Origin of the sequence: Neisseria blantyrii (genome assembly GCF_962747855.1) — a bacterium.
GTDB classification, from domain to species: Bacteria; Pseudomonadota; Gammaproteobacteria; order Burkholderiales; family Neisseriaceae; genus Neisseria; species Neisseria viridiae.
Map to the genome: position 1 here is coordinate 1 of NZ_CAUIZY010000011.1, position 23,244 is coordinate 23,244.

Here is a 23,244-nt window from a genome sequence, read left to right on the forward strand (position 1 = left end):
GCACCTTAGAGAATCGTTCTCTTTGAGCTAAGGCGAGGCAACGCCGTACTGGTTTTTGTTAATCCACTATAATGCGCCCTTCGGCGTGGCGGATATATAAGGCGGTGATTTTCCATCTAAGTATAGTGGATTAAATTTAAATCAGGACAAGGCGACGAAGCCGCAGACAGTACAAATAGTACGGCAAGGCGAGGCAACGCCGTACTGGTTTAAATTTAATCCACTATAAAAAACCGCCCTATCGGATAAGCCGCTTGACTGAAAAGACTTTACCCGCGCCGTATCGGAACACGTCCTCTAAAATACAATCCGTTGAATTGAAACAAATATAAAACATCCGTCCGCAAAAAACGGCAGCGCATCGTTTGACAAAGAATGAAAATATCGGTTAAAAACCGATTTTCATACAAAAAACACCGCCGCCGTCCGCATCCGTTTCAGACGGCATTGAGAGAAAATCTTTTAGGAGAACCTTTATGTCCCGGCATCCCGCCCCCACCGGAGAAAAAACATTCTTCGGCCACCCCTTCCAGCTTTCCACCCTCTTCCATATCGAATTGTGGGAACGTTTTTCATTTTACGGAATGCAGGGCATCCTGCTGATTTACCTCTATTACACCGCCGACAAAGGCGGCTTGGGCATAGACAAAACCCTCGCCGGCGGCATTGTCGGCGCATACAGCGGCAGCGTGTACCTGTCCACCATTTTGGGCGCGTGGTTTGCCGACCGCGTATGGGGTGCGGAAAAAACCCTCTTCCTCTCGGGCATCGTCGTGATGCTCGGACACATCGTCCTTGCCGCAGCACCGGGCCTGTACGGCCTTTTAATCGGGCTGATATTCATCGCATTGGGCAGCGGCGGCGTGAAATCCACGGCCAGCTCTATGGTGGGCGCATTATACGAACAGGACGAAATGCGCCCGCTGCGCGATGCGGGATTTTCCATTTTCTACATCGCCATCAATATCGGCGGCTTCCTAGGCCCGCTGCTGACCGGACTGCTTCAAGAAAACATCGGTTTCCATTATGGTTTCGGCGCGGCGGCAGTCGGTATGGCATTCGGCTTGTGGCGTTATTCCTTGGGACGTAAAAATCTGCCCCATCCCACCGTCCCCCATCCGCTTTCAAAAGGACAGGGCAAAACTGCGACCGCCGTCGGCATCGCCCTCATCGCCGCACTTGCAACCGCCATCAAAACCGGGCTTGTCAACCTCGACAATTTCTCCGGCATCCTCTTATCTACCGTCATCCTTGCCGTCATCGCCTATTTCGCCCGCCTGCTGGCCACCCCCCGCGTCAGTTCCGACAACAAACGGCACATCATCGCCTACATCCCGCTTTTCCTGACCATCTGTATGTTTTGGGCGGTCTGGTTTCAGATTTACACCGTGGCAACCGTCTATTTCGACGAAACCGTCAACCGCACCATCGGTTCGTTTACCGTGCCCGTCGCTTGGAAAGATTCTATGCAAAGCCTGTGGGTCATCCTGTTTTCCGGACTTATGGCGGCAATGTGGACAAAAATGGGGCGCAAACAGCCTAAAACCCCGCTGAAATTTGCTATGGCGGTATTTGTTACCGGCGCGTCGTTTTTGGGATTCGTCCCCTTTATTTCCTCCGGCACGCCGATGCCTATTGCGGTTTTCGCACTGATTGTCCTCGCCATCACGATAGGCGAACTGATGATTTCCCCGATTGCACTGTCCATCTCCACCAAAATCGCACCGCCTTTATTCAAAACCCAAATGGTCGCCCTTAATTTCCTTGCCTTTTCATTAGGCTTCACTTTGGGCGGCGTATTGTTTGAAAAAGGCTATCAGGCGGGCGACGAAATCGGCTTCTACCGGCTGCTGTTCTACATCGGCGCAGCCACAGGCTTCCTGCTGCTCCTGCTCGTCCCCAAATTGAACAAAATGCTCGAAGGCACAGACTAAGTCCTTCCCCGATGCGCCGATGCCGTCTGAACCCTTCAGACGGCATTTTTCCGCATAATGAAACCAAACCGTTTCCATCCGACAGGACAGGCTCCCGCTCAACCGGAAGGCAGCCTGCCGATTGTCATTTGAATACCCGTCTGATTCCGTCTGTTTGCAAGAAAAAACCGCTTATTTCCGCTTGGGCGGAAACCGGTTCTATTGAGTAAAAGGCATTTTGTCCGACTAAATGAGTGCTGCATCAACGAAATATATAGTGGATTAACAAAAATCAGGACAAGGCGACGAAGCCGCAGACAGTACAAATAGTACGGAACCGATTCACTTGGTGCTTCAGCACCTTAGAGAATCGTTCTCTTTGAGCTAAGGCGAGGCAACGCCGTACTGGTTTTTGTTAATCTACTATAAAAACACAGCCTAAATAAAAATGCCGTCTGAACCATATTTCAGGTTTCAGACGGCATTTGCGTGTCGGATGCACACCGGACGGGCGGTAAGCCGGGTTCTGTCGTTGGACAGTCATTCCTCTAGGCATACCGTTGCCGGTATGCTCAAGCAACCTACCCGAACGCTCGGCGGGCAGCGTCATTGCGTTCTGTTTGGTCTTGCTCCGAATGGGGTTTGGCCTGCCGCATATTGTTACCAAATGCGCGGTGCGCCCTTACCGCACCTTTTCACCCTTGCCTGTGCTGCCAAAGCAGCCATCGGCGGTTTTACTTTCTGTTCCACTTTCCGTCGCGTTACCGCGCCCGGCCGTTAACCGGCATTCTACCCTGCGGAGCCCGGACTTTCCTCCCCGTATGCCTTACGCGATACGCGGCGACTGTCTGCCCGTCCCGTGTGCGGCGCGGATTATAACACGAAACGCAAAAATGCCGTCTGAAGCGGTACAGGTTTCAGACGGCATACAGCCTAAACTACACACCCTGTTTCAGGCTGGCTTCGATAAAGCCGTCCAAATCGCCGTCCAATACGGCTTTGGTATTGCCGACTTCGTAGCTTGTACGCAAGTCTTTAATGCGCGAGGAATCCAAGACATACGAACGGATTTGGCTGCCCCAACCCACATCGGATTTACCTTCTTCCAACGCCTGTTTCTCTTCGTTGCGTTTGCGCATTTCCAATTCATACAGTTTGGACTTCAACATTTCCATCGCAGCGGCTTTGTTGGCGTGTTGCGAACGGTCATTTTGACATTGCACTACAATCCCGGTCGGCTCGTGGGTAATACGCACGGCGGAGTCGGTTTTATTGATGTGCTGACCGCCCGCACCGGATGCGCGATAGGTGTCGATGCGCAAATCAGCAGGGTTGATTTCGATTTCAATGGAATCATCGATTTCAGGGTAAACGAACACGGAGGCAAACGAGGTATGGCGTTTGTTGTTCGAGTCAAACGGCGAATAGCGCACCAAGCGGTGAACGCCGGTTTCGGTACGCAGCAAACCATAAGCGTATTCGCCTTCCACTCGGATAGTCGCGCGGTTGATGCCTGCGATTTCGCCGTCGTCTTCCTCAAGGATTTCGATTTTGAAGCCTTTGCGCTCGGCGTAGCGGCTGTACATACGGAACAGCATCCCCGCCCAGTCTTCCGCTTCGGTACCGCCCGCGCCTGCAGTGATGTCGATAAAGCAGTTGTTCGGGTCGGCGGGCTGGTTGAACATCCGCTTGAACTCTAAATCCGCCATCTGTTTTTCCAGCCCCGACACGTCTTCCTGCACGGCGGCAAAACCTTCTTCGTCGTTTTCTTCGACGGTCATTTCAATCAGCATTCGGTTGTCTTCGATGCCCGACGCGATGTTGTCGAGCGTCAGCACGATGCCTTCGAGGATTTTGCGCTCTTTGCCGATTTCTTGGGCGCGTTTCGGGTCATTCCAAAGTTCGGGGTCTTCAGAAAGGCCGACAACTTCTTCCAATCGGTCTTTCTTGCCCTGATAATCCATATAAACGCGGATGTCTTCGCTGCGCTTTTCCAAATCGTTCAGGGTATTGTTGAGCTGGTTGATTACTTCGGCTTCCATGATTCTTTTGTTCTTTCAAAATTTTAGGGGCGTATTGTACGGGATTCGGGTATTTTTTTCTATGGATAAAGCCTTCTGGAAACACGTTCAGACGGCATCGCGTCAATAACGGTATGCCGCCAATTTGCGTTTAATTTCGGGCAATGCGGCACGCGCTGCCTCTTCACCCAACCGGATGGCACGTTTTTTCTGATCGAATCCGCCGACTGCACCCAAACCCAAAACCTGCGGTTTGATAACCACATTTGCCTGCCCCAACTCATTTTGCAGTGCGGAAACGCTCATTACGTTCAGCGTCTGATCGAGATACGAGAAGAAGCCTTGACCGACATTTTTGCTCGGATGTGCGGAAATATCGACGGCAATCACGAAATTCGCTCCCTGCCGCCGGGCGGCACTGACGGGCACGGGCTGCGACAGGCCGCCGTCAACATATGTATGCCCGCTGATGATAACGGGTTGGAACACATTGGGAATTGCTGCGGAAGCACGAACCGCCTGCCCGGCATTCCCCTGATTGAAAGTGGCGGCCTTGCCGGTTTCAAAATCAGTGGCAACGGCGGCAAATTTGATGGGAAACTGCTGAATCTGCCTGCCGCCGACTTTTCGGTTAATGTAATTTTGCAGCTTTTCGCCTTTGATAAAACCACTGGTGGACAAGGTTAAATCGACTAAATCGGTTTTGCCTAAAATTTCGGCTTCCAATTCGAGGCGGTCGGGCGACATACCCGATGCAAAAAGGCTGCCGACTATCGAACCTGCCGATGTGCCGGTAACCACCTTAACAGGAATACCGTTTTCTTTCAAAACCTTAATAATTCCTATATGGGCAAATCCTTTAGATGCGCCGCCACCGAGAGCCAAACCGACCACTGCGGCGGGTTTGGCGGTTTGCACCGGCTTGCGGGCGGCATTGTTTCCCTCCGTACCGCAGGCGGCAAGCAACGCGGCGGCGGCGATTGCCAAAAGTGGTCTGATTTTTGAAAACGTTACCATATTTTCCATTCCTTTATATATCGCATCCCGTCAAAGGGGGATTGCTTTTCTTAACAACCACCTTTGACAGCCAAGCGAAAGGGGCTTTGTTAAGTCATCATCAAAATTAATATTTTCTTTTTTTCCTTTACGGAAATTGTAATTGTTGGGGTCATATGAATGATCGAAGCCACCATCAATAGTTTCATTTTCCAGCGACATAGGCCGTTGCCCCTATAAATACTGAGATGGCAAAGGAAATATGCCTTCACTTTCTGGATAATTTTCCACATTACTAGACAGCCAGAGTTCAAAGATTTTGTAATCGTCAAAGAAACCAAATATATACCCTCGCTTTAGTAAGTCTATATAATCTTTTTGAGGAACTACCAAAGGATTTCCGTTTCTCATTACTCTTGATTGTCTAATAAAAAGTTCTTTATTGTATGATAAGAAAATCGCTAAATCTGGATATATTATATTTTCTTTCTCTAAATCAACTTGCCCTATCAGTTTCCAAATCTTCTTTCTTATGGCTGTTTCTATACAGGCTTTATAAGTCTTAAACCCAACAGAAAGAAGCTCATCCATATTGGCTGTCTTTTCCGAGAGATAATCAAAAATACCAAACTCGTATTGCCTCACCCTACATATGTAAGCAAATTTCCCATTTGGGAGCGAGATTTCATAGATTCTGCCGTATTTTTTTATACCCTTATCCATATTGATTATTTTTTAAGTGATTTATTTGATAAATTATCATCGAGTAGTCCCGTTTTGTTATTGTCGGGATTAACATTTGAAAGCATACCGTCCAAGGCGGGAATTATCTCACAACACCGCCGTTATCCAAATATCCCGCCTTTTTCCCTTTCTTTCCGTCAAAATACTTTCTTTTTATATTCATTAACTTGTTAAATTGTTGGCTGCCGAGTGTCAGTTTTTCCGACAAAATCCGTCTAATGGGGTATCAACAGAACCAAAATAGGAATACTTATGAAAATCGGAACAACTTGGCAGACGGCATCCGCTATGCTGGTTTTGCGTCTGTTTGCCGCATATGAATTTTTGGAATCGGGTTTGCAAAAATGGAACGGGGAGAATTGGTTTTCCGAAATCAACGATCAATTCCCATTCCCGTTCAACTTGCTGCCGGATGCGTTAAACTGGAATCTTGCGATGTATGCGGAGCTTTTGCTGCCCGTACTGTTGCTTTTGGGTTTGGCAACGCGCCTGTCGGCATTGGGGCTGATGGTCGTTACCGCCGTCGCCTGGGCTGCGGTTCACGCCGGTTCGGGTTACAATGTCTGCGACAACGGTTATAAAATGGCTTTAATTTATATCGTGGTATTAATCCCGCTGCTTTTGCAGGGTGCGGGCGGATGGTCGCTGGATACGCTGCTGAAAAAACGGTTTTGCCCCCGATGCCGTCTGAAACAAGATTGATTCAGTCGTGGAATCTGACTTTAAACATTCCAACCTTATCTCGTTAACTTGATATTCTGAAAAGGAAATAGAAATGAACAAAAACATTGCTGCCGCACTCGCCGGTGCTTTATCCCTGTCTTTGGCCGCCGGTGCCGTTGCCGCCGACAAACCGGCAAGCAACGCAACAGGCGTTCAAAAATCCGCCCAAGGCTCTTGCGGCGCATCCAAATCTGCCGAAGGTTCGTGCGGCGCGGCTGCTTCTAAAGCAGGAGAAGGCAAATGCGGCGAGGGCAAATGCGGTGCAACCGTAAAAAAAGCCCACAAACACACCAAAGCATCTAAAGCCAAAGCCAAATCTGCCGAAGGCAAATGCGGCGAAGGCAAATGCGGTTCTAAATAATCCCGCCCCTTCAAACCAAGCCGCGTTTTTCATTAAAATGCGGCTTTTTTAACGGCAAACAAAGATTTTTTTAAACAAGCACATTATTCTTTTGTGTCATCCGAACCGGGTAAAAATATGATTCAACACGCAGGCTTGGGCTACCGCCGCGATTTGGCGGAAGACTTTCTCTCGCTTTCCGAAAACAGCCCGATATGCTTTATCGAAGCTGCACCGGAAAATTGGCTGAAAATGGGCGGCAGGGCGCGCAAACAGTTTGACCGCGTGGCGGAACGGCTGCCGCTGGCGTTGCACGGATTGTCTATGTCGCTGGGCGGGCAAGCACCGCTGGATACCGATTTGATAGACGGCATCAGAGAAATGATGCGCCGTTACGATTGCACGTTTTTCTCCGATCATTTGAGCTACTGCCACGACGGCGGTCATCTTTACGATTTGTTGCCGCTGCCTTTCACTGAAGAAATGGTGCATCATACGGCGCGGCGTATCCGCGAAGTGCAAGACCGTTTGGGCTGCCGCATCGCCGTGGAAAACACGTCCTACTACCTGCATTCTCCGCTTGCCGAGATGAACGAGGTCGAGTTTCTCAACGCAGTTGCCCGTGAAGCCGACTGCGGTATTCATTTGGATGTGAACAATATTTACGTCAACGCTGTCAATCACGGCCTGTTGTCGCCTGAAGCCTTTTTAGAAAATGTGGATGCAGAGCGCGTGTGCTATATCCATATTGCCGGACATGACGTGGAAACGCCGGAATTGTTGATTGATACACATGGCGCGGCAGTTTTGCCGACTGTTTGGGACTTGCTCGAACTTGCCTATGCCAAACTGCCGACGATTCCGCCCACCCTGTTGGAACGCGATTTCAATTTCCCACCTTTTGCCGAACTCGAAGCCGAAGTTGCCAAAATTGCCGACTATCAAACGCGTGCCGGAAAGGAATACCGCCGTGCAGCCTGAAACCTCCGCCCAATACCAGCACCGTTTCGCCCAAGCCATACGCGGGGGCGAAGCCGCAGACGGCCTGCCGCAAGACCGACTGAACGTCTATATCCGCCTGATACGCAACAATATCCACAGCTTTATCGACCGCTGCTATACCGAAACGCTGCAATACTTTGACAGCGAAGAATGGGGCCGTCTGAAAGAAGGTTTCGTCCGCGACGCGCACGCCCAAACGCCCTATTTTCAAGAAATCCCCGGCGAGTTCCTACAATATTGCCAAAGCCTGCCGCTTTCAGACGACATTTTGGCACTGATGGATTTTGAATATACCCAATTACTGGCAGAAGTTGCACAAATTCCGGATATTCCCGACATTCATTATTCAAATCACAGCAAATACACGCCCTCCCCTGCGGCCTTTATCCGGCAATATCGATATGATGTTACTGATGATTTGCAGGAAGCGGAAACAGCCTTGTTAATATGGCGAAACACCGAAGATGATGTGATGTACCAAACATTGGACGGCTTCGATATGATGCTGCTGGAGATAATGGGTTCCTCCGCGCTTTCGTTTGACACCCTCGCCCAAACCCTTGTCGAATTTATGCCCGAAGCCGATAATTGGAAAAATATTTTGCTTGGGAAATGGTCAGGCTGGATTGAACAAAGGATTATCATCCCCTCCTTGTCCGCCATATCCGAAAATATGGAAGGCAATTCCCCGGGCTAAAACCATCTATCCGCATAAAATTACCTTGTTCCCGATACTATGCCGCTACCCGACCTGACCGATGCCGAATTAATGGAGTCTCGCAAACTGCTTCTGCATTTTGCGCGGCTTCAATTGCCCGACCATCCTGATTTGGCTGAAGATTTAGTGCAGGAAACATTGCTGTCCGCATACAGCGCAGGCGACAGTTTTCAAGGCAGGGCGCTTGTCAACAGCTGGCTTTTTGCCATATTGAAAAACAAAATTATTGACGCATTACGTCAAATCGGGAGACAAAGGAAAGTCTTTACCGCACTAGATGACGAGCTGCTGGATGAAGTATTTGAAAGCCATTTTTCCCAAAACGGGCATTGGACGCCGGAAGGGCAGCCGCAACATTGGAACACTCCGGAAAAATCATTAAATAACAACGAATTCCAAAAAATTCTGCAAAGCTGCCTATACAACCTTCCTGAAAACACCGCACGGGTATTTACCCTGAAGGAAATACTCGGTTTTTCATCTAACGAAATACAACAAATGTGCGGTATTAGCACGGCCAACTACCACACCATTATGCACCGCGCCCGAGAATCATTGCGCCAATGCCTGCAAATCAAATGGTTCAACCAAGAAAACCCGAAGTAACGTTATGAAAAAATGCCGCGATATTGCCCTGCTTCTTTCCAAACATCAGGACCGGGAAACCACCCCAGGCGAGAAGATTTCCATATATATGCACCTGCTGTTCTGTCCGTATTGCCGTGAATATAAAAGACAACTTCAAACCATCAAAATATCACTGGCAAAAACAACCAGAACTTCAAAATAAATGCCGTCTGAAAGGGCTTCAGACGGCATAAGCTGACGGAAACAAATCAAACCGATTTACTGTTATCGGCAGTTCATCCATAATACACGCTTCAAAAGCAGCATATTCCCATACGGAATGTATAAATACGCAAAATACGAAGGCTGCATCAATTTGCCATATTTGCTTTATTTGCCTTATTTCACAGACGGCATTATCCCTCCCGCCCAACCCGTTCTTTCTGAATGAGCGGATTTCAATGATTAAGGAAACCCTAATGCGCCCAATCTTCCTATCTTTCGTTTTACTCCCTATATTGCTAACCGCCTGCAGCACACCGGACAAGTCTGCCCGATGGAAAAATATCGGCACGATTTCAAACGGCAATATTCATACATATATCAATAAAGACAGCGTGAGAAAAAACGGAAATCTGATGATTTTCCAAGATAAAAAAGTTGTTACCAATCTAAAACAAGAACGTTTTGCCAACACCCCCGCATACAAGACTGCCATTGCCGAGTGGGAAATCCACTGCAACAACAAAACATACCGCTTAAGTTCGCTACAGCTATTTGATACAAAAAACACGGAAATTTCCACACAAAGCTACACAGCCTCTTCCCTCCGCCCGATGAGCATCCTGTCCGGGACATTAACCGAAAAACAATATGAAACCGTATGCGGAAAAAAACTCTGATTGCAACTTATGCACAAATTTATCCATAAACCTTATCATAAAAATGCCATCTAAAATACTGAAATATCAGCATTTCAGACGGCATTTTGCCATTCCCTGAAAAGTTACCCCGAAGTTATCCACATTATTTTTTTAAACCGGCTTCCATCCGAAATATAAGCCTGCTATACAATTTCACTATCCAAACGTAAATTGTTCCATTGATACACAAAACTGCTTGCCCCTATAATTTTGATAAAGCATTTTTTACATTCCCGGCTCCGTCCCTTAACCAACACAGCCTCTAAAAAATAATCGCTTGTTTTGATACCGATACACTCATACAGATACAGAAATTCAAGAAAATAGCCTTGTGTATTGACCATCTCAAGCAATTCGGAAAGATCAAGGAATTTTCTGACCGTAAACAAACGTTTCCCTAAAAAAACGATGTCTTCAAAAATATCGACCAAATAATCGTCTTCGGCGTTTTCATTTTCATGGGTTAAAACAACACGGGAAAAATCTGTTTTCAGATGCTTGCCCGCTTGATTGTTTGGATTGTTGTTCAGAACGATAAAACCGTCCTCAAAATCAAAGCAGACGTTGCGTCCTTCTACCTTTATCTCTGTGCAATAACAGTCATGTAGAGAAATACCATCCGAAAATTTTTTTCTTTGTGTATGCAAAAAAGTTTTCATTCAAGCAACCATATCTAACGTAAACGTTTACCTGTTTCCCCGTCGATAATCTGACTCGGCGATTTCTGCCTGCCGATTCTCCCACCAACAATCCACACATCGCGTCCGAATTGCCTTCTGACTTCCCTCTCCGTCCGACACGCGCGTTTGCCCGCCCGATTGCATGAAGTGGAAACCAAAGGCATACCCAATGCCTGACACAAACGCCTTGCACCTGCATGATCGGGGACTCTGACCGCCAGCTTGCCGCGCCTCTTCCCACGCAGCTCAGGTAAGACACAGGATTTGGCGGATAATAGGAAAGTCTTAGGAGCAGGCCATTCTTTTCTAAGCACAGCCTGTAGATTTTCAGACGGCATTTGAAGAAAAGGCTGCAATTGTTCAAATTGATTCCCGATGACAATCATACCCTTGTGTTGCGGCCTTTTTTTCAAATGCGCCAACTTACCGAGTGCTTTGGCTAATGTAGGAAGACACCCCAAGCCATAACAAGATTCGGTCGGATAAGCGACCAAACCGCCTTTTTTCAAATAAACGCTTAACCTACGTTGCGCTGATGCTGCGATAATTCTCGGAAATAACATAATATAAAATGCCGTCTGAAGCGTATCAGTCATACTTGGCTCCAGACGGCATCATCCTCTTTCTAATTAACGATTAATCGCTTTATCGGCAATGTCTTTACGGTATTGCATGCCGTCGAAGCTGATTTTTTCCAATGCGCCATACGCCTTGGCTTTCGCTTGCGCCACATCGTCGCCCAATCCCACAACACACAATACGCGTCCGCCGTTGGTCAATACGTCGCCTTTCCCGTTTGCCGTTGTGCCTGCATGGAAAACTTTGCCGATTTGGTTGGCTGCATCCAGACCGGAAATAACATCGCCTTTTTTGGGCGTTTCGGGGTAATTTTGAGCCGCCAGCACTACACCTACGGCAGTTTGCGGGTTCCATTCTGCGGTTACGTTATCGAGTTTGCCGTCTATTGCCGCTTCGACCAAATCCGCCAAATCGCTGTTCAGACGGCTCATAATCGGCTGGGTTTCAGGATCGCCGAAACGGCAGTTAAACTCAATCGTATAGGGTGCACCGCTTTGATCAATCATCAAACCTGCGTACAGGAAGCCGGTAAACTCATGTCCTTCCGCTTTCATACCCGCTACAGTCGGCAAAATAATTTCATTCATCGCGCGCTCATACACGGCTGGCGTTACCACAGGCGCGGGACTGTACGCACCCATACCGCCTGTATTCGGACCTTTGTCGCCGTCTAAAAGACGCTTGTGGTCTTGGCTGGTCGCCATAGGCAATACATGATTGCCATCAACCATAACGATAAAGCTCGCTTCTTCGCCTTGCAGAAAATCTTCAATCACAACGCGTGCGCCTGCATTGCCCATTTTATTGCCCAACAACATATCGTCAATCGCAGCATGCGCTTCATCCAAAGTCATTGCCACAATCACGCCTTTACCTGCCGCCAAACCATCGGCTTTGATGACGATGGGCGCACCTTTCTGATTAACGTAATCATGTGCGGCATCGGCGTTTTCAAAGGTTTGATATTGCGCGGTCGGAATGTTGTATTTCGCCATAAATGCTTTAGCAAAATCTTTAGAACTTTCCAACTGCGCCGCATATTGTGTCGGACCGAATATTTTCAGTCCTGCGGCACGGAATTCATCCACAACACCCGCCGCCAAAGGTGCTTCAGGACCGACGACGGTAAAAGCAATATTTTCTTTACAACAGAATTCGATCAAATCCTGATGCGCAGTCAAGGCGATGTTTTGCAACTTAGGTTCAATCGCCGTACCGGCATTACCAGACGCAACAAATACTGTTTCCACTTTGGGCGACTGCGCCAATTTCCAAGCCAGCGCGTGTTCGCGACCGCCATTACCGATAACCAGCAGTTTCATGCCATCTCCTTGACAAATATATACTTTTAACGAAAACTCGATACAAAGGGACTTTTGTCCCATCTGAAGAAATTTTGGTGGAATCAAACAAAGACCACTTCATTCCACTATGCAACCTATTCAACTTATCCATAAATTAAAAAAGGACAAGCAACCATGCAAAAACGTATTGATGAAATCCAAAGCAAATACCGCGAATGGTGTCATTTACTACCGCAACTGGAAGAAAACATCCACCGTTGGAAATATGCCGTCGCTTTAATTCGCGATATGGATAATTTCTACATCCACGAATATCAGGTGTGTCATCAGGCTATTGAAGATGGAGCAGAACTGGATTTGCGTACGAAAGGCGAATACAGCATTATGAGCGAAGATGCCTTATGGAACGCGCTGGGCGAATTCCATCAATTAGCCTGGCTATATTTGCGCTACAGCGTCGATGCCTTGGACAGATATACGCAAGAAGATTAATGAGCGAAGAGGTCGTCTGAAAACTCTAAGATGTGGATTTTCAGACGACCTTTTCATTCAAAAGGCTTTTCCGTATTTACTTCAATCTGCCGAGTATTCTTCCAAGCCGAAACACAGGCCTCATAATTTGCCAACGATAAACTTACCATCAATCGGCAATCCAACTGTAAATCCTGCTCGAATATATCCGCCTGATATTGTTTGGCAATGCGTATTGCTTCATTCAAAAACGGATACTCACATTTCAGCCAAACGGTTTTTTCAATATTCTTTTCAATCACTTCCGCAATAGCCAACGCCTGAGCCGTCGCCTCTTTGTACGCGTGAATCAGACCAGGAACGCCCAATAAAGCACCACCGAAATAGCGGACGATCACGACCAAAACATCGGTGATGCCCACCGAATCAATCTGTCCCAAAATTGGTCGTCCAGCACTTCCTGATGGCTCTCCATCATCGTTGGCACGAAATTGCATACCATCCACGCCCAAACGATAGGCATAACACCAGTGTCGTGCTTTATGATGTTCTTCCTTTAACGGATCGAGGTATTTTTTCACATCAGCCAATGTCCGAATCGGATAGGCAAATGCAATAAAACGGCTGCCTTTATCTTTAAACTCAGCCTGTGTCGGGGAAGTAATGGTTTTATAAGTCGTAATCATGCTGAAATGTTTTCAGACGACCTCATTAATACAAGGTCGTCTGAAAGTTTCACGTGAAACATCATTTTTTCAATACTTCTGTTAACTGTGGAACAATTTCAAATAAATCGCCAACCAATCCGTAATCGGCTACATTGAAAATCGGCGCATCGGCATCTTTGTTGATTGCGACAATCACCTTACTGTCCTGCATACCAGCAACGTGTTGAATCGCACCTGAAATACCGATTGCAAAATAGAGTTGCGGCGCAACCACTTTACCGGTTTGTCCGACTTGAGCATCGTTTGGCGCATATTCGGCATCAACTGCCGCACGGGATGCACCGATTGCCGCACCTAAAACATCCGCCAACGGTGTCAGCACTTCATTAAATTTTTCCGCACTACCCAACGCACGACCACCGGAAACAATCACTTTTGCCTGAGTCAGTTCGGGACGATCGGAATGGGAAAGCTGACGGTTAACAAAACGACTCAGGTTTTGGGCAGGGGTTGTTTCAATATTAATTACCTCAGCATTACCACCTTGCACCGCCGCTGCGTCAAAAGCCGTCGCACGGAAGGTCAGCACCAATTTTTCCGCATTGGCTTGCACGGTTTCAAATGCATTACCTGCATAAATCAGACGTACAAAAGTCGTGTTATCTACAATCTCGGTCAAATCAGAAATTTGCGGTACGTCTAATAAGGCGGCTACGCGGGGCAAAAGGTTTTTACCGAATGTGGTTGCCGTTGCTGCAACATAGCGGTAATCCGCCGCCAATTTGACAACCAGCGGAGCCAACTCTTCAGCCAAACCTTCAGCATAATGGGCAGCATCTGCAACCAAAACTTTTTCCACTCCCGCTACTTGCTTCGCGAACTCCACGACGGACGATGCGCCGTTTCCGGCGACCAATAAATCGACTTTGCCTAGTTTTGCGGCAGCGGTAACAGCATGCAAAGTGGCAGGATTCAACTGTTTGTTGTCGTGTTCGGCAATAATCAATACGCTCATTTCAGTCTCCTCAAATCACTTTGGCTTCGTTTTTCAATTTTTCAACTAATTCGGCAACGCTTGCTACTTTTACGCCTGCCTGACGCGCTTTAGGCTCGGCGAATTTCACCGTTTTCAGACGAGGTGAAATGTCAGCAACCAAATCGGCAGGAGCCAGTTTTTCCAAAGGTTTTTTCTTCGCCGCCATAATATTGGGGAGTTTGACGAAGCGCGGCTCGTTCAAACGCAAATCTGCACTGATAACAGCGGGCAATTTCAATGCTATGGTTTCTTCGCCGCCATCAATTTCGCGCACAATCTGTACTTCATCACCTTCAATTTGTACTTTTGAAGCAAACGTACCTTGCGCCGCATTCAGCAAAGCTGCCAGCATTTGCGCCACTTGATTGGCATCGTCATCAATCGCTTGTTTACCCAAAAAGAAAATTTGCGGATTTTCTTTGTCCGCAACAGCTTTCAGCAGCTTGGCAACGGCCAGCGGCTCCAATTTTACATCGGTTTCAACATGAATTGCACGGTCGGCACCCATAGCCAAAGCGGTACGCAAGGTTTCTTCGCATTTTTTCTCACCCAAAGAAACCGCTACGATTTCGCTTACTTTTCCGGCTTCTTTTAGTCGGACAGCTTCTTCCACAGCGATTTCGTCAAACGGATTCATCGACATTTTGACATTGCCGATATCCACATTCGAACCATCGGCTTTTACACGAACTTTGACGTTGTAGTCCACTACGCGCTTTACTGCGACCAGTGCTTTCATTGAACCCTCCTAAAAAGAACGCTGCTTTCACCATCCAGCGAAACCAAACCTTCTTCCCTATAAAACCAAATCCGTTTTCCTTAAAAACGAATTCATTCAAAAATCTTTCGGATAATGCTTGCCGATTATACCATTTTTAAAGCATTTACTCAGGCTGAAGGATATACATTCCTGTACTCAACAAACTGGAAAATGTCATGCCGCTATATCAGTTTCAGACGACCTTTGAGCCTTCATCAGCAGCCACACAATCCATCAACGTTTGATAAACCAAATCCGCAGTCGGAATCTGCCCGATATTGCCCAAATTTTTTGCAACAGCCGAAACTTGAACGCCTGTTTTAATCGGATCGGTATCGGTATAAATACCGACCACAGGTTTTTCCAAAGCATTTGCCAAATGCAGTAAACCGGTATCCACACCGACAATTCCAACCGCGTGTTTCAGCAGATACGCCGCCTGCAATAAATTCATTTTGTCGCACACAATGGCAAATGGCAGTCCGTCTGCAATTTGTTCGGCACGCGTTTTTTCAGTTTCATTTCCCCATGGCAGGTAAACGTTGCATTGTTGTTCTTCATTCAGCTTTTGCAGCAAGGCCCGCCAGTTTTCCACAGGCCATAACTTACTGTCCCGGCTGGTCGCGTGCAAAGCCGCATAATACGGCTGCTCCAAATTTTTCAGACGACCTGCTTCAAGAATGGTCAAACCGAATACCTGTGTTTCCGGCATTGCATATCCAAATACTTGGGCGAACAGTTCACGGTTGCGCCAAACGGCATTTTTTCCTTTCGGTACAGCGTATGTTTTCGCATACGCCAATGCAGCCAATCCTTCGCGTGCGCTGTTTTTATCTAAACCATAAATAGGGGATTTTGCCATTTTGGCGAAACACGCGCTTTTAATCAGACCTTGACTGTCCAATACAAAATCAAATACTTCCTGCCGCAAAGTCTGTTTCAGACGACCTATTTCCTGCCAAGTTTCTGCTTGAAAAAGATGTTTGCGCCATTGCCGCCATTTCATCACATGGATTTTTTTCACAAACGGATGCAGGCGCGCAATATTCGCAAATCCAGCTTCACACAACCAATGAAGTTCCGCATCAGGAAATTGTCGCGCCAAATCTTCGATTGCGGGCAAAGTGTGAATTAAATCGCCCATACTGGACAAGCGGACAAGCAAAATTTTCATATTTAGGAAGGGTGTTTCACGTGAAACGATTTTAACTTATTGATTATTAATATATTTTTTAATTTCTTCAGCGTTTTTTAAGATAATAGCACCGGCAGAACGCATTTCCTGCCATGCTGTTTCGATGGTTTCCGGCGCAATGCCCCGACAAGCCGCTTCATTGACGATAACCTGCCAACTACCGCCTTTAAGCAACTGTAAAACCGTTGTTTTCACACAATAATCCGTAGCCAGCCCACCGACAATGACCGTATCTGTATTTTGACAGCGCAGCCACTCAATCAGCCCCGTGCTTAGTTTTTCCTCAATATCGTGAAAACACGCACCGTAAGGATGCAACTCAGGATCAACGCCTTTCCAAACGCAATAATCATATTCCTTGACAGAAGGCAGCCCGTCCAACAATTCATAGCCGCGCGTACCGACCATCGCATGAGCCACCCAAGTCAAATCCGCATCGGGCAAACCTGTCGGTTTCAACATATCAATAGGGTTATCCACAAGCCATTTCGCCGCCATATGATGCGCATCTTTCGTCATCACGCGCAAATCCGCCAAAGCGGCTTGGGCATTCAACTCTTCGACAATCAAATGCCCCTCGTTCACAGGCAGCTCTTTAGGACACAAAGGCGTAAACGTTTTTTGTGCATCAACATCAATAGAAACAATCATCTCATTACTTCTTCACTTAAGATCGTCATTCTCTATTTTACGAATAACAAAACTCTTACCTTCTTTATTTAAGGAGTACAATTCATCTAGGTGGATATGATATGTCATATCCACCTCCTCCATTTTAGCTATACCTAAGATACTCCTTGCTAGAAGCTGTAATCCGATTTTATTACCCAAAATTTCAATCTCACCTCCTATAGGTGAGATCTGAAAGGAAAGATAACAACCTGACTTGGGTGTAATATACGGGATTCCCTCTTCGTTATAGCGAACCGTTATGCTTCTTTTTTTTATCAATACTCCAATGCCTTTTTTAAGAGCGTCTTGGACACGAGGATTCTGTGCTACTTTATTTCAACACGATTAAAATGCCCTGTATTATAACAAATTACTGCCCCAAAGCGGTAAAACCGACTGTGATAAGATAGCGTTTTTCCGAAAAACTTATCCACAACCTTATGACTTATACCATTACCCCCATCGGCACCGCCCGCTCGCCCTACAAACAGAAATTCGGCATCGCCCGCCAGCCCGGTTTGGTCTCCGCCGCAGAAGTCTGCATCGAGCTGAATCCCGAATTTACCGCAGACAGCGTGCGCGGACTGGAACACTTCGACTATGTGTGGATAAGTTTTATTTTTCACGGCGTATTAGATGAAGGCTGGGTACAAATGGTGCGCCCGCCACGGCTCGGCGGCAAACAAAAAATGGGCGTATTCGCTACGCGCAGCCCCCACCGCCCCAATCATCTCGGACTGTCACTTTTAAAACTCGAACGCATTGAAACCGGCAAACCCGTCCGCCTCTATTGCAGCGGCGCAGACCTGTTGGACGGCACACCGATTGTCGACATCAAGCCTTATATCCCCTTTGTCGAATCCAAACCCGATGCCGCATCCGGCTTTGTCAGCGGCAAACCCGAAGAGTTGGAAGTCGTATGGCTGGAAAACATCGGCGCGGAAAATTTATCTGAAAGCACCAAAAATCTCATCAGCCAAAGTATTGCCCAAGACCCGCGCCCCGCCTATCAGGATATTCCCGAACGAATTTATGTGATGAATATTGCGGATTACGAAGTCAGGTTTCAAATCGAGGAAAACCGCGCAACCGTTATTGATCTTTCCCCAACCCCGCTTTAAATCGGGCAAAAATCCGGTTTTGCCGCATAGCAGTTGAACAAACGGCTGTTGTTTGTTCACCATAAGCCGCAATATCAAGTTACAGATAAACAATGCCGTCTGAACACATTGCGTTCAGACGGCATTTACTTATCCACAGGTTTGTTCAAGCCTTAGATTTTGCCTGCAAAGTATTCCAAAGTGCGGACGAGTTGGCAGGTGTAGGACATTTCGTTGTCGTACCAGGCAACGGTTTTCACCAGCTGTTTGCCGCCCACGGTCATCACGCGGGTTTGGGTTGCGTCAAAGAGCGAACCGTATTCGATGCCGACAACGTCGGAAGAAACGATTTGATCTTCGGTGTAGCCGTAAGATTCGCTGGCGGCGGCTTTCATCGCGGCGTTGATTTCTTCTTTGGTTACGGGGCGTTCGAGGACGGAAACCAATTCGGTCAGCGAGCCGGTGGCGACGGGGACGCGTTGGGCGGATCCGTCGAGTTTGCCGTTCAATTCGGGGATAACCAGACCGATGGCTTTGGCGGCGCCGGTGCTGTTGGGCACGATGTTGAGCGCGGCGGCGCGGGCGCGGCGCAAATCGCCTTTGCGGTGCGGCGCGTCAAGGGTGTTTTGGTCGCCGGTGTAGGCGTGGATGGTGGTCATTAGGCCTTCGACTACGCCGAATTCCTTTTGCAGGACTGCCGCCATCGGGGCAAGGCAGTTGGTGGTGCAGGAAGCGGCGGAAATGACGGTTTCGCTGCCGTCCAAAATGTCTTGGTTTACGCCATATACGACGGTTTTCACATCATTGCCGCCGGGCGCGGAAATCACGACTTTGCGCGCGCCGGCACGAATGTGTGCTTCGGCTTTGGTTTTGCTGGTAAAGAAACCGGTACATTCAAGGACGACATCCACACCCAACTCGCCCCAAGGCAATTCTTCGGGATTCGGATTGGCGAAAACTTTGATTTCTTTGCCATTTACTACGATGGCATCGTCTTTTAATTCAGCAGTACCTTGGAAACGGCCTTGTGTGCTGTCGTATTTGAAAAGGTGCAGCAGCATTTCGGCAGGGGTCAGGTCGTTGACGGCGACGACTTCGATGCCGTGGGCTTTTTCAATTTGACGCAATGCGAGGCGGCCGATGCGGCCGAAACCGTTAATCGCTACTTTAATGCTCATGTTTATACTCCAAGCTATGAAACGAAATTTCAATACCTGTATTGTATTCTGAAATAAAGTTACATTCTACTATTACACCCAACTACTTGATGCTTATTTGATATAGATGAATTTTGCTGTTTTCGCAGATTTCCAAAACTTTTATTATCAATATTTGAATTTAAAATTTTAACGATGATTTTGATGATTGCCGACCTGCTTGTGTATAAGTATTAAATATCCAATATTTTCATTAACTTTTTGTCAAATAAATTTGAGTTTAAGGCTTGCCGTATAAGACAGATAAGCGTGGATGTTTTTTGACTTAATAATATTCTTGTGGATAACTTTGCTGTTTTCCTATTTATCTCCACAACTTTATTGACAGGCTTACGGTCAGTCTCATTCCGTCGAAGACAAAACCTTTTGCTACAATACCGTTTTCCTAATGATAAGGCAGCCCCATGTCCAAACCCTCCGTTTCCCCGATGATGCAGCAGTATCTCGCCATCAAAGCGCAACATGCCGACAAACTGGTGTTTTACCGCATGGGCGATTTTTACGAGCTGTTTTTGGATGACGCAGTGGAAGCGGCAAAGCTGCTGGACATTACCCTGACCACGCGCGGGCAGATGGACGGCGTGCCGATTAAAATGGCGGGCGTGCCGTTTCACGCGGCGGAACAGTATCTGGCGCGGTTGGTGAAGATGGGCAAAAGCGTGGCGATTTGCGAACAGGTCGGCGAAGTCGGCGCGGGCAAAGGGCCAGTAGAACGCAAAGTCGTGCGCATCGTAACGCCTGGCACGCTAACCGATTCCGCATTGCTGGAAGACAAGGAAACCAACCGCATCGTTGCCGTGTCCCCCGACAAAAAATACATCGGTTTGGCGTGGGCATCGCTGCAAAGCGGCGAATTCAAAACCAAGCTGACAACTGTGGATAAATTGGACGACGAACTGGCGCGCCTGCAGGCGGCGGAAATTCTGTTGCCGGACAGTACAAACGCACCGCAACTTCAGACGGCATCGGGTGTTACGCGCCTGAACGCGTGGCAGTTTGCCGCCGACGCGGGGGAAAAACTGCTGACGGAATATTTCGGCTGCCAAGATTTGCGCGGCTTCGGTTTGGACAGCAAAGAACACGCCGTTGCGATTGGCGCGGCAGGTGCACTGTTGAACTATATCCGCCTGACGCAAAACCTGATGCCGCAACACTTGGACGGCCTGTCGCTCGAAACCGACAGCCAATATATCGGCATGGACGCCGCCACGCGCCGCAATCTCGAAATCACGCAAACCCTCTCCGGCAAAAAATCGCCGACCCTGATGTCCACGCTCGACCTTTGCTCTACCCACATGGGCAGCCGCCTCTTGGCTCTCTGGCTGCACCACCCTTTACGCAACCGCGCCCACATCCGAGCGCGCCAAGAAGCTGTAACCGCGCTGGAAAGCCAATACGAACCCCTCCAATGCCGTCTGAAAAACATTGCGGACATCGAACGCATTGCCGCCCGCATCGCCGTCGGCAACGCACGTCCGCGCGACCTCGCCGCCCTGCGCGACAGCCTGTTTGCCCTGTCCGAAATCGACTTGTCCGCAAACGGCAGCAGCCTGTTGGAAACCCTCAAAGCCGTTTTCCCGGAAAACCTATCTACAGCCGAACAGCTCCGCCAAGCCATTTTGCCCGAACCTTCCGTCTGGCTGAAAGACGGCAATGTCATCAACCACGGTTTTCATCCCGAACTGGACGAATTGCGCCGCATTCAAAACCATGGCGACGAATTTTTGCTGGATTTGGAAGCCAAGGAACGCGAACGTACCGGTTTGTCCACACTCAAAGTCGAGTTCAACCGCGTTCACGGCTTTTACATTGAATTGTCCAAAACCCAAGCCGAACAAGCACCTGCCGACTACCAACGCCGGCAAACCCTCAAAAACGCCGAACGCTTCATCACGCCGGAACTGAAAGCCTTTGAAGACAAAGTGCTGACTGCCCAAGACCAAGCCCTCGCCTTAGAAAAACAACTCTTTGACGGCGTATTGAAAAACCTTCAGACGGCATTGCCGCAGCTTCAAAAAGCCGCCAAAGCCGCCGCCGCACTGGACGTGTTGTCCACATTTTCAGCCTTGGCAAAAGAGCGGAACTTTGTCCGTCCCGAGTTTGCCGACTATCCGGTTATCCACATCGAAAACGGCCGCCATCCCGTTGTCGAACAGCAGGTACGCCACTTCACCGCCAACCACACCGACCTCGACCACAAACACCGCCTCATGCTGCTCACCGGCCCCAATATGGGCGGCAAATCCACCTATATGCGCCAAGTCGCGCTGATTGTTTTATTGGCACACACCGGCTGTTTCGTGCCTGCCGATGCCGCCACAATCGGGCCTGTCGATCAAATCTTCACCCGCATCGGTGCATCGGACGACCTCGCCTCCAACCGCTCCACCTTCATGGTCGAAATGAGTGAAACCGCCTACATCCTGCATCACGCCACCGAACAAAGCCTTGTTTTAATGGACGAAGTCGGACGTGGCACTTCGACGTTTGACGGTCTCGCCCTCGCGCACGCCGTTGCCGAACACCTGCTGCAAAAAAACAAATCCTTCAGCCTGTTTGCCACCCACTATTTCGAGCTGACCTACCTGCCCGAAGCCCACGCCGCCGCCGTCAATATGCACCTTTCCGCGCTCGAACAGGGACAGGACATCGTGTTCCTGCACCAAATCCAACCGGGTCCCGCCGGAAAAAGCTACGGCATCGCCGTCGCCAAACTCGCCGGCCTGCCTGTACGCGCATTGAAATCCGCCCAAAAGCATTTGAACGGACTGGAAAACCAAGCCGCCGCAAACCGGCCCCAACTGGATATTTTCAGTACCATGCCGTCTGAAAAAGGAAATGAACCGAATGTGGGCAACTTTGTGGACAAAGCAGAGGAAAAACATTTTGAAGGTATATTGGCAGCAGCCCTGGAAAACCTCGATCCCGACAGCCTGACCCCGCGCGAAGCATTGTCAGAACTGTACCGTCTGAAAGATTTGTGCAAATCCGTATCTTAATTTCCGTTGTCGGAACAGCATCAAACCATATGGAAAAATCTGTGGATAAATATTATCTGACAGGAAGTTTCCAAACATAAAAAATGCCGTCCGAACAGCTCAGACGGCATTTGTCCATTCGGCTTAAACCTTATCCACATCCAAACGCATAACCGTAACCCATTCACCGTTATGGAAATGTCGCCCGACAACCGCCCAGCCGAATGATTCATAAAATATTTGCACATCAGGCGTATAAAGATACAAGAACTTTATCCCCAGCGAACGCACTGCGCCTATGCAGTGGGCGACCAGCCTCCTACCAATGCCTTTTCCGCGATATTCAGGTAAAACAAAGACATCACCCAACCAATATTCATACTGTGGAAAACTTTCCATATCATGCCGCTTGACCGTAGCCGAACCCAACAGGATTCCGGAATCATCCACAGCCGCAAATGCCAGCGGCAGTTCGTCATCCTTCAAACACCTGCCGTAATAGGCATGAATCTTATCCACAGAAGACCACGGTTCAAATCCGTGCCACTCCTCAAACAACGCCTGAACCAACCTGCCGATATGCCCGGCTTTCAGCCGTGTAATGAAAACAGTATTGTCCACAAAGAGGGAATTCATC

26 protein-coding genes, 1 other RNA gene and 1 pseudogene are annotated in these 23,244 nt (G+C 48.3%); 12 read left to right on the forward strand and 16 right to left on the reverse strand.

Going from position 1 to position 23,244, the window contains the following annotated elements; translation table 11 throughout:
• Window positions 1–115: 115 nt before the first annotated feature.
• Both Q9J80_RS08805 and Q9J80_RS08810 read left to right on the forward strand, forming a co-directional pair.
• A pseudogene (locus tag Q9J80_RS08805) lies at window positions 116–226 on the forward strand (IS5/IS1182 family transposase); the annotation flags it as partial.
• A 250-nt stretch (window positions 227–476) separates the two neighbouring features.
• Window positions 477–1,934, forward strand: coding sequence for an oligopeptide:H+ symporter (locus Q9J80_RS08810; protein ID WP_301673996.1), 1,458 nt, complete (start codon window positions 477–479; stop codon window positions 1,932–1,934).
• A gap of 478 nt (window positions 1,935–2,412) precedes the next feature.
• Here Q9J80_RS08810 and rnpB read toward each other — a convergent pair.
• The 5 genes from rnpB to Q9J80_RS08835 form a co-directional block, all read right to left on the reverse strand.
• An RNA gene (gene rnpB, locus Q9J80_RS08815) (RNase P RNA component class A) lies at window positions 2,413–2,773 on the reverse strand.
• A gap of 78 nt (window positions 2,774–2,851) precedes the next feature.
• Window positions 2,852–3,955 (reverse strand): peptide chain release factor 2, encoded by a 1,104-nt coding sequence (prfB, locus tag Q9J80_RS08820; RefSeq protein WP_304671493.1) that lies wholly within the window; start codon window positions 3,953–3,955, stop codon window positions 2,852–2,854.
• Window positions 3,956–4,057: 102 nt separating this feature from the next.
• On the reverse strand, window positions 4,058–4,951 hold the full coding sequence (locus Q9J80_RS08825; RefSeq protein WP_304671492.1) for a patatin-like phospholipase family protein: 894 nt from the start codon (window positions 4,949–4,951) through the stop codon (window positions 4,058–4,060).
• 30 nt (window positions 4,952–4,981) lie between these two features.
• Complete coding sequence (locus Q9J80_RS08830; RefSeq protein ID WP_181778430.1) at window positions 4,982–5,152, reverse strand: hypothetical protein; 171 nt, start codon at window positions 5,150–5,152, stop codon at window positions 4,982–4,984.
• 12 nt (window positions 5,153–5,164) lie between these two features.
• Window positions 5,165–5,653 (reverse strand): Imm26 family immunity protein, encoded by a 489-nt coding sequence (locus Q9J80_RS08835; protein WP_304671491.1) that lies wholly within the window; start codon window positions 5,651–5,653, stop codon window positions 5,165–5,167.
• A gap of 273 nt (window positions 5,654–5,926) precedes the next feature.
• On the opposite strand from Q9J80_RS08835, the gene Q9J80_RS08840 reads away from it, so the two are divergent.
• From Q9J80_RS08840 to Q9J80_RS08870, 7 genes are all read left to right on the forward strand, one after another.
• Window positions 5,927–6,376: an HvfX family Cu-binding RiPP maturation protein gene (locus Q9J80_RS08840; protein ID WP_003710760.1), complete on the forward strand. Its 450-nt coding sequence runs from the start codon at window positions 5,927–5,929 to the stop codon at window positions 6,374–6,376.
• Between the two features lie 73 nt (window positions 6,377–6,449).
• On the forward strand, window positions 6,450–6,758 hold the full coding sequence (locus Q9J80_RS08845; protein ID WP_003688122.1) for an HvfA family oxazolone/thioamide-modified RiPP metallophore: 309 nt from the start codon (window positions 6,450–6,452) through the stop codon (window positions 6,756–6,758).
• 117 nt (window positions 6,759–6,875) lie between these two features.
• The gene (locus Q9J80_RS08850; RefSeq protein ID WP_304668286.1) at window positions 6,876–7,718 is read left to right on the forward strand and encodes an HvfB family MNIO-type RiPP peptide maturase; all 843 of its coding nucleotides are present in this window, start codon (window positions 6,876–6,878) and stop codon (window positions 7,716–7,718) included.
• On the forward strand, window positions 7,708–8,436 hold the full coding sequence (locus Q9J80_RS08855; RefSeq protein ID WP_304671490.1) for an HvfC family RiPP maturation protein: 729 nt from the start codon (window positions 7,708–7,710) through the stop codon (window positions 8,434–8,436). The genes Q9J80_RS08850 and Q9J80_RS08855 overlap by 11 nt, the downstream gene beginning before the upstream one ends.
• A gap of 39 nt (window positions 8,437–8,475) precedes the next feature.
• Window positions 8,476–9,063 carry a sigma-70 family RNA polymerase sigma factor gene (locus Q9J80_RS08860; RefSeq protein WP_304671489.1) on the forward strand — a complete coding sequence of 196 codons (588 nt, stop codon included), beginning with the start codon at window positions 8,476–8,478 and terminating at the stop codon, window positions 9,061–9,063.
• 4 nt (window positions 9,064–9,067) lie between these two features.
• Window positions 9,068–9,247, forward strand: coding sequence for a zf-HC2 domain-containing protein (locus tag Q9J80_RS08865; RefSeq protein WP_304671488.1), 180 nt, complete (start codon window positions 9,068–9,070; stop codon window positions 9,245–9,247).
• A 238-nt stretch (window positions 9,248–9,485) separates the two neighbouring features.
• Entirely contained in the window at window positions 9,486–9,926 is a 441-nt protein-coding gene (locus Q9J80_RS08870; protein ID WP_304671487.1) for a surface-adhesin E family protein, read from the forward strand.
• A 164-nt stretch (window positions 9,927–10,090) separates the two neighbouring features.
• Here Q9J80_RS08870 and Q9J80_RS08875 read toward each other — a convergent pair whose 3' ends face one another.
• The 3 genes from Q9J80_RS08875 to purD are packed head-to-tail and all read right to left on the reverse strand — an operon-like array spanning window position 10,091 to window position 12,528.
• Complete coding sequence (locus Q9J80_RS08875; protein ID WP_304671486.1) at window positions 10,091–10,606, reverse strand: hypothetical protein; 516 nt, start codon at window positions 10,604–10,606, stop codon at window positions 10,091–10,093.
• A gap of 14 nt (window positions 10,607–10,620) precedes the next feature.
• The gene (locus Q9J80_RS08880; protein ID WP_304671485.1) at window positions 10,621–11,223 is read right to left on the reverse strand and encodes an L-threonylcarbamoyladenylate synthase; all 603 of its coding nucleotides are present in this window, start codon (window positions 11,221–11,223) and stop codon (window positions 10,621–10,623) included.
• 33 nt (window positions 11,224–11,256) lie between these two features.
• A complete protein-coding gene (gene purD, locus Q9J80_RS08885) occupies window positions 11,257–12,528 on the reverse strand; it encodes a phosphoribosylamine--glycine ligase (RefSeq protein ID WP_304671484.1) in 1,272 nt (423 codons plus the stop codon).
• 156 nt (window positions 12,529–12,684) lie between these two features.
• Here purD and Q9J80_RS08890 point away from each other — a divergent pair, with 156 nt between their 5' ends.
• The gene (locus Q9J80_RS08890; protein WP_304671483.1) at window positions 12,685–13,002 is read left to right on the forward strand and encodes a DUF4298 domain-containing protein; all 318 of its coding nucleotides are present in this window, start codon (window positions 12,685–12,687) and stop codon (window positions 13,000–13,002) included.
• A gap of 53 nt (window positions 13,003–13,055) precedes the next feature.
• Here the strand turns inward: Q9J80_RS08890 and Q9J80_RS08895 are convergent, their stop codons facing one another.
• From Q9J80_RS08895 to Q9J80_RS11005, 6 genes are all read right to left on the reverse strand, one after another.
• Window positions 13,056–13,667, reverse strand: a complete 612-nt coding sequence (locus Q9J80_RS08895; protein WP_304671482.1) for an IMPACT family protein — start codon at window positions 13,665–13,667, stop codon at window positions 13,056–13,058.
• A 61-nt stretch (window positions 13,668–13,728) separates the two neighbouring features.
• Window positions 13,729–14,664, reverse strand: a complete 936-nt coding sequence (locus Q9J80_RS08900) for an electron transfer flavoprotein subunit alpha/FixB family protein (protein WP_304671481.1) — start codon at window positions 14,662–14,664, stop codon at window positions 13,729–13,731.
• A gap of 10 nt (window positions 14,665–14,674) precedes the next feature.
• A complete protein-coding gene (locus tag Q9J80_RS08905; RefSeq protein ID WP_304671480.1) occupies window positions 14,675–15,424 on the reverse strand; it encodes an electron transfer flavoprotein subunit beta/FixA family protein in 750 nt (249 codons plus the stop codon).
• 214 nt (window positions 15,425–15,638) lie between these two features.
• Window positions 15,639–16,619: a lipopolysaccharide heptosyltransferase I gene (gene waaC, locus Q9J80_RS08910; protein ID WP_304671479.1), complete on the reverse strand. Its 981-nt coding sequence runs from the start codon at window positions 16,617–16,619 to the stop codon at window positions 15,639–15,641.
• A gap of 36 nt (window positions 16,620–16,655) precedes the next feature.
• Complete coding sequence (locus Q9J80_RS08915; protein WP_304671478.1) at window positions 16,656–17,291, reverse strand: nicotinamidase; 636 nt, start codon at window positions 17,289–17,291, stop codon at window positions 16,656–16,658.
• A 12-nt stretch (window positions 17,292–17,303) separates the two neighbouring features.
• The gene (locus Q9J80_RS11005; RefSeq protein ID WP_107863587.1) at window positions 17,304–17,591 is read right to left on the reverse strand and encodes an Imm32 family immunity protein; all 288 of its coding nucleotides are present in this window, start codon (window positions 17,589–17,591) and stop codon (window positions 17,304–17,306) included.
• A 161-nt stretch (window positions 17,592–17,752) separates the two neighbouring features.
• Between Q9J80_RS11005 and tsaA the strand changes: the two genes are divergently transcribed.
• Window positions 17,753–18,433, forward strand: a complete 681-nt coding sequence (gene tsaA / locus Q9J80_RS08920) for a tRNA (N6-threonylcarbamoyladenosine(37)-N6)-methyltransferase TrmO (protein ID WP_301674006.1) — start codon at window positions 17,753–17,755, stop codon at window positions 18,431–18,433.
• A gap of 152 nt (window positions 18,434–18,585) precedes the next feature.
• On the opposite strand, the gene gap is transcribed toward tsaA, so the two are convergent.
• Window positions 18,586–19,590, reverse strand: a complete 1,005-nt coding sequence (gap, locus tag Q9J80_RS08925) for a type I glyceraldehyde-3-phosphate dehydrogenase (RefSeq protein WP_301674007.1) — start codon at window positions 19,588–19,590, stop codon at window positions 18,586–18,588.
• A gap of 443 nt (window positions 19,591–20,033) precedes the next feature.
• On the opposite strand from gap, the gene mutS reads away from it, so the two are divergent.
• Window positions 20,034–22,628, forward strand: coding sequence for a DNA mismatch repair protein MutS (mutS, locus tag Q9J80_RS08930; RefSeq protein ID WP_304672779.1), 2,595 nt, complete (start codon window positions 20,034–20,036; stop codon window positions 22,626–22,628).
• 123 nt (window positions 22,629–22,751) lie between these two features.
• Here mutS and Q9J80_RS08935 read toward each other — a convergent pair whose 3' ends face one another.
• Window positions 22,752–23,243, reverse strand: a complete 492-nt coding sequence (locus tag Q9J80_RS08935) for a GNAT family N-acetyltransferase (RefSeq protein WP_304671477.1) — start codon at window positions 23,241–23,243, stop codon at window positions 22,752–22,754.
• Between the last annotated feature and the right edge of the window lies 1 nt (window position 23,244).